Source organism: Shigella sp. FC1661, from assembly GCF_001712525.1.
In the GTDB taxonomy this organism is placed as follows: domain Bacteria; phylum Pseudomonadota; class Gammaproteobacteria; order Enterobacterales; family Enterobacteriaceae; genus Escherichia; species Escherichia coli.
In genome coordinates this window covers 1-4,856 of the sequence record NZ_MDGW01000169.1, presented here as the reverse complement: position 1 = coordinate 4,856, position 4,856 = coordinate 1, and the positions used below count along the sequence as shown (strand labels likewise).

Genomic DNA, 4,856 nt, shown 5'->3' with positions numbered 1-4,856 from the left:
TTTACGGCAGTGAGAGCAGAGATAGCGCTGATGTCCGGCAGTGCTTTTGCCGTTACGCACCACCCCGTCAGTAGCTGAACAGGAGGGACAGCTGATAGAAACAGAAGCCACTGGAGCACCTCAAAAACACCATCATACACTAAATCAGTAAGTTGGCAGCATCACCCATTGCACCGAATGGTAAAACGTGCCGATGCTGGGGCCATTGTGGCGCAACTGCGCGTTGCCATTGCGCCAGACGATATCGCTATTACGCTGCATCATAAATTGTGCCATGCCGCGCGCCAGCTACTGGAACAGACATTACCCGCCATTAAACACGGTAATATTCTGGAAATCGCCCAGCGCGAAAACGAAGCCACCTGTTTTGGTCGCAGAACGCCGGATGACAGTTTCCTTGAATGGCATAAACCGGCATCCGTACTGCACAACATGGTACGTGCCGTTGCCGATCCGTGGCCGAGTGCCTTCAGCTATGTTGGCAATCAGAAATTCACTGTCTGGTCGTCGCGTGTTCATCCTCATGCCAGCAAAGCACAGCCGGGGAGCGTGATTTCTATTGCACCGCTGTTGATTGCCTGTGGCGATGGCGCGCTGGAAATCGTCACCGGACAGGCGGGCGACGGCATTACTATGCAGGGCTCGCAATTAGCGCAGACGCTGGGCCTGGTGCAAGGTTCACGCTTGAATAGCCAGCCTGCCTGCACCGTCCGACGCCGTACCCGGGTACTCATCCTCGGGGTGAATGGCTTTATTGGCAACCATCTGACAGAACGCCTGCTGCGCGAAGATCATTATGAAGTTTACGGTCTGGATATTGGCAGCGATGCGATAAGCCGTTTTCTGAATCATCCGCATTTTCACTTTGTTGAAGGCGATATCAGTATTCATTCCGAATGGATTGAGTATCATGTCAAAAAATGTGATGTCGTCTTGCCGCTGGTGGCGATAGCCACGCCGATTGAATATACCCGCAACCCGCTGCGCGTATTTGAACTCGATTTTGAAGAGAATCTGCGCATTATCCGCTACTGCGTGAAGTACCGTAAGCGAATCATCTTCCCGTCAACTTCAGAAGTTTATGGGATGTGTAGCGATAAATACTTCGATGAGGACCATTCTAATTTAATCGTCGGCCCGGTGAATAAACCACGCTGGATTTATTCGGTATCAAAACAATTACTTGATCGGGTGATCTGGGCCTATGGCGAAAAAGAGGGTTTACAGTTCACCCTCTTCCGCCCGTTTAACTGGATGGGACCACGACTGGATAACCTTAATGCGGCACGAATCGGCAGCTCCCGCGCTATTACGCAACTCATTCTCAATCTGGTAGAAGGTTCACCGATTAAGCTGATTGATGGCGGAAAACAAAAACGCTGCTTTACTGATATTCGCGATGGTATCGAGGCGTTATACCGCATTATCGAAAATGCGGGAAATCGCTGCGACGGTGAAATTATCAACATTGGCAATCCTGAGAACGAAGCGAGCATTGAGGAACTGGGCAAGATGCTGCTGGCGAGCTTCGAAAAACATCCGCTGCGCCATCATTTCCCACCGTTTGCGGGCTTTCGCGTTGTCGAAAGTAGCAGCTACTACGGCAAAGGATATCAGGACGTAGAGCATCGTAAACCGAGCATCCGCAATGCCCACCGCTGCCTGGACTGGGAGCCGAAAATTGATATGCAGGAAACCATCGACGAAACGCTGGATTTCTTCCTGCGCACCGTTGATCTTACGGATAAACCATCATGACCAAAGTAGGCTTACGCATTGATGTCGATACCTTTCGTGGCACCCGTGAAGGCGTGCCGCGTCTGCTGGAAATCTTGAGTAAGCATAATATTCAGGCCAGCATTTTTTTCAGCGTCGGCCCGGACAATATGGGCCGCCATCTCTGGCGACTGGTGAAGCCACAGTTTTTGTGGAAGATGCTGCGCTCAAACGCGGCATCGCTTTATGGCTGGGATATTTTACTGGCAGGTACGGCTGGCCAGGTAAAGAGATTGGTCATGCCAATGCCGATATCATTCGTGAAGCGGCTAAACATCACGAAGTCGGCCTGCACGCCTGGGATCACCATGCCTGGCAAGCCCGTAGCGGTAACTGGGATCGGCAAACAATGATCGACGATATTGCACGCGGTCTTCGCACTCTGGAAGAGATTATCGGTCAACCGGTAACCTGTTCTGCCGCTGCGGGCTGGCGTGCCGACCAGAAGGTGATCGAAGCAAAAGAAGCGTTCCATTTGCGCTACAACAGCGATTGTCGTGGGGCCATGCCGTTCCGTCCATTGCTCGAATCAGGAAACCCTGGCACTGCGCAAATTCCGGTGACCTTACCCACCTGGGATGAAGTGATTGGTCGGGATGTGAAAACAGAAGATTTTAACGGTTGGTTACTCAACCGCATCCTGCGAGATAAAGGCACGCCGGTTTATACCATTCATGCAGAAGTTGAAGGCTGCGCTTATCAGCATAATTTTGTGGATCTCCTCAAACGCGCAGCTCAGGAAGGCGTGACATTTTGCCCTTTAAGCGAACTGTTATCAGAGACGTTGCCGCTCGGACAAGTTGTTCGCGGAAATATTGCCGGACGTGAAGGCTGGCTGGGTTGCCAACAAATTGCGGGTAGTCGCTGATGAAATCGGTACGTTACCTTATCGGCCTCTTCGCGTTTATTGCCTGCTATTACCTGTTACCGATCAGCACGCGTCTGCTCTGGCAACCCGATGAAACGCGTTATGCGGAAATCAGTCGAGAAATGCTGGCATCCGGCGACTGGATTGTGCCCCATCTGTTAGGGCTACGTTATTTCGAAAAACCCATTGCCGGATACTGGATTAACAGCATTGGGCAATGGCTATTTGGCGCGAATAACTTTGGTGTGCGGGCAGGCGTTATCTTTGCGACCCTGTTAACTGCCGCGCTGGTGACCTGGTTTACTCTGCGCTTATGGCGCGATAAACGTCTGGCTCTACTCGCCACAGTAATTTATCTCTCATTGTTTATTGTCTATGCCATCGGCACTTATGCCGTGCTCGATCCGTTTATTGCATTCTGGCTGGTGGCGGGAATGTGCAGCTTCTGGCTGGCAATGCAGGCACAGACGTGGAAAGGCAAAAGCGCAGGATTTTTACTGCTGGGAATCACCTGCGGCATGGGGGTGATGACCAAAGGTTTTCTCGCCCTTGCCGTGCCGGTATTAAGCGTGCTGCCATGGGTAGCGACGCAAAAACGCTGGAAAGATCTCTTTATTTACGGCTGGCTGGCGGTTATCAGTTGCGTACTGACGGTTCTCCCTTGGGGACTGGCGATAGCGCAGCGGGAGCCTGACTTCTGGCACTATTTTTTCTGGATTGAGCATATTCAACGCTTTGCACTGGATGATGCCCAACATAGAGCTCCGTTCTGGTACTACGTGCCGGTCATCATTGCCGGTAGCCTGCCGTGGCTGGGATTACTCCCCGGTGCACTGTACACAGGCTGGAAAAACCGCAAGCATTCCGCAACCGTCTATTTGTTGAGCTGGACGATAATGCCGCTGCTGTTTTTCTCCGTCGCTAAAGGTAAATTGCCCACCTATATTCTTTCCTGCTTTGCATCTCTGGCAATGCTGATGGCGCATTACGCTTTGCTGGCAGCAAAAAATAATCCTCTGGCGCTGCGGATTAATGGCTGGATTAACATCGCTTTTGGCGTCACTGGCATTATTGCCACATTTGTGGTCTCCCCGTGGGGACCAATGAACACGCCGGTGTGGCAAACCTTCGAGAGCTATAAAGTCTTTTGTGCCTGGTCGATTTTTTCGCTATGGGCATTTTTCGGCTGGTACACCTTAACAAACGTCGAAAAGACCTGGTCTTTCGCCGCGCTTTGCCCGCTGGGGCTGGCGTTGCTGGTAGGATTTTCAATTCCTGACAGAGTCATGGAAGGAAAACATCCGCAATTTTTTGTCGAGATGACACAAGAATCACTTCAACCAAGCCGCTATATTCTTACTGATAGCGTCGGTGTTGCCGCAGGTCTGGCATGGAGCCTACAACGCGATGACATCATCATGTATCGCCAGACAGGTGAGTTGAAATACGGCCTTAATTATCCGGATGCGAAAGGGAGATTTGTCAGCGGTGATGAGTTCGCAAACTGGCTTAATCAACATCGTCAGGAGGGGATTATTACACTCGTGCTTTCGGTTGACCGCGATGAAGATATCAACAGTCTCGCCATTCCGCCCGCAGATGCCATCGATCGTCAGGAGCGTCTGGTGCTGATTCAGTATCGTCCCAAATGATCTGGCTAACATTAGTCTTTGCCAGCTTGCTTAGCGTTGCCGGGCAGTTGTGTCAGAAACAGGCAACCTGCTTTGTGGCGATAAACAAACGGCGCAAACATATCGTGCTGTGGCTGGGACTGGCGCTGGCTTGTCTTGGTCTTGCCATGGTGCTCTGGCTGCTGGTCTTGCAGAACGTACCGGTAGGCATTGCCTACCCGATGTTAAGTCTGAATTTTGTCTGGGTGACGCTGGCTGCAGTAAAACTGTGGCACGAACCGGTATCGCCGCGTCACTGGTGTGGGGTGGCGTTCATTATTGGTGGCATTGTGATCCTCGGGAGTACGGTGTAATGGGCCTGATATGGGGATTATTCAGCGTCATTATTGCCTCAGTTGCGCAATTAAGCCTGGGTTTTGCGGCAAGTCATCTGCCGCCGATGACGCACTTATGGTAAGCGTGCAGCAAGAACCGTATTGACAGGGATGTGTTATTCAGTCGGCAGTGCTACGCGCCAGGGGAGCAGTTCGCCGACCCGGTTTATCGGCCAGTCGGCTATGACGTCAAGGACATAGCGGAGG

Annotated in this window: 4 protein-coding genes and 3 pseudogenes; 5 read left to right on the top strand and 2 right to left on the bottom strand. The window is 51.7% G+C overall.

The features are described 5' to 3' along the window. Window positions 1-111: IS1 family transposase (locus tag BFF42_RS11160; RefSeq protein ID WP_001677182.1), on the bottom strand; the 111-nt coding region annotated here is incomplete at its 3' end. A gap of 57 nt (window positions 112-168) precedes the next feature. Here BFF42_RS11160 and arnA point away from each other — a divergent pair. The 5 genes and pseudogenes from arnA to BFF42_RS11135 form a co-directional block, all read left to right on the top strand. Further along, window positions 169-1,758 (top strand): annotated as a pseudogene (gene arnA / locus BFF42_RS11155) (bifunctional UDP-4-amino-4-deoxy-L-arabinose formyltransferase/UDP-glucuronic acid oxidase ArnA); the annotation flags it as partial. Next, window positions 1,755-2,644: pseudogene (gene arnD / locus BFF42_RS11150) on the top strand (4-deoxy-4-formamido-L-arabinose-phosphoundecaprenol deformylase). The pseudogenes arnA and arnD, both read left to right, overlap by 4 nt. Then, a complete protein-coding gene (gene arnT / locus BFF42_RS11145; RefSeq protein WP_000844032.1) occupies window positions 2,644-4,296 on the top strand; it encodes a lipid IV(A) 4-amino-4-deoxy-L-arabinosyltransferase in 1,653 nt (550 codons plus the stop codon). The pseudogene arnD and the gene arnT overlap by 1 nt, the downstream one beginning before the upstream one ends. Further along, window positions 4,293-4,628: a 4-amino-4-deoxy-L-arabinose-phosphoundecaprenol flippase subunit ArnE gene (arnE, locus tag BFF42_RS11140; RefSeq protein ID WP_000638031.1), complete on the top strand. Its 336-nt coding sequence runs from the start codon at window positions 4,293-4,295 to the stop codon at window positions 4,626-4,628. The genes arnT and arnE overlap by 4 nt, the downstream gene beginning before the upstream one ends. Next, window positions 4,628-4,729, top strand: a pseudogene (locus tag BFF42_RS11135) (4-amino-4-deoxy-L-arabinose-phosphoundecaprenol flippase subunit ArnF); the annotation flags it as partial. The gene arnE and the pseudogene BFF42_RS11135, both read left to right, overlap by 1 nt. Window positions 4,730-4,765: 36 nt before the next feature. On the opposite strand, the gene BFF42_RS27685 reads toward BFF42_RS11135, so the two are convergent. Then, the coding region (locus BFF42_RS27685) for a hypothetical protein (RefSeq protein ID WP_001393237.1) at window positions 4,766-4,856 on the bottom strand (91 nt) is incomplete at its 5' end.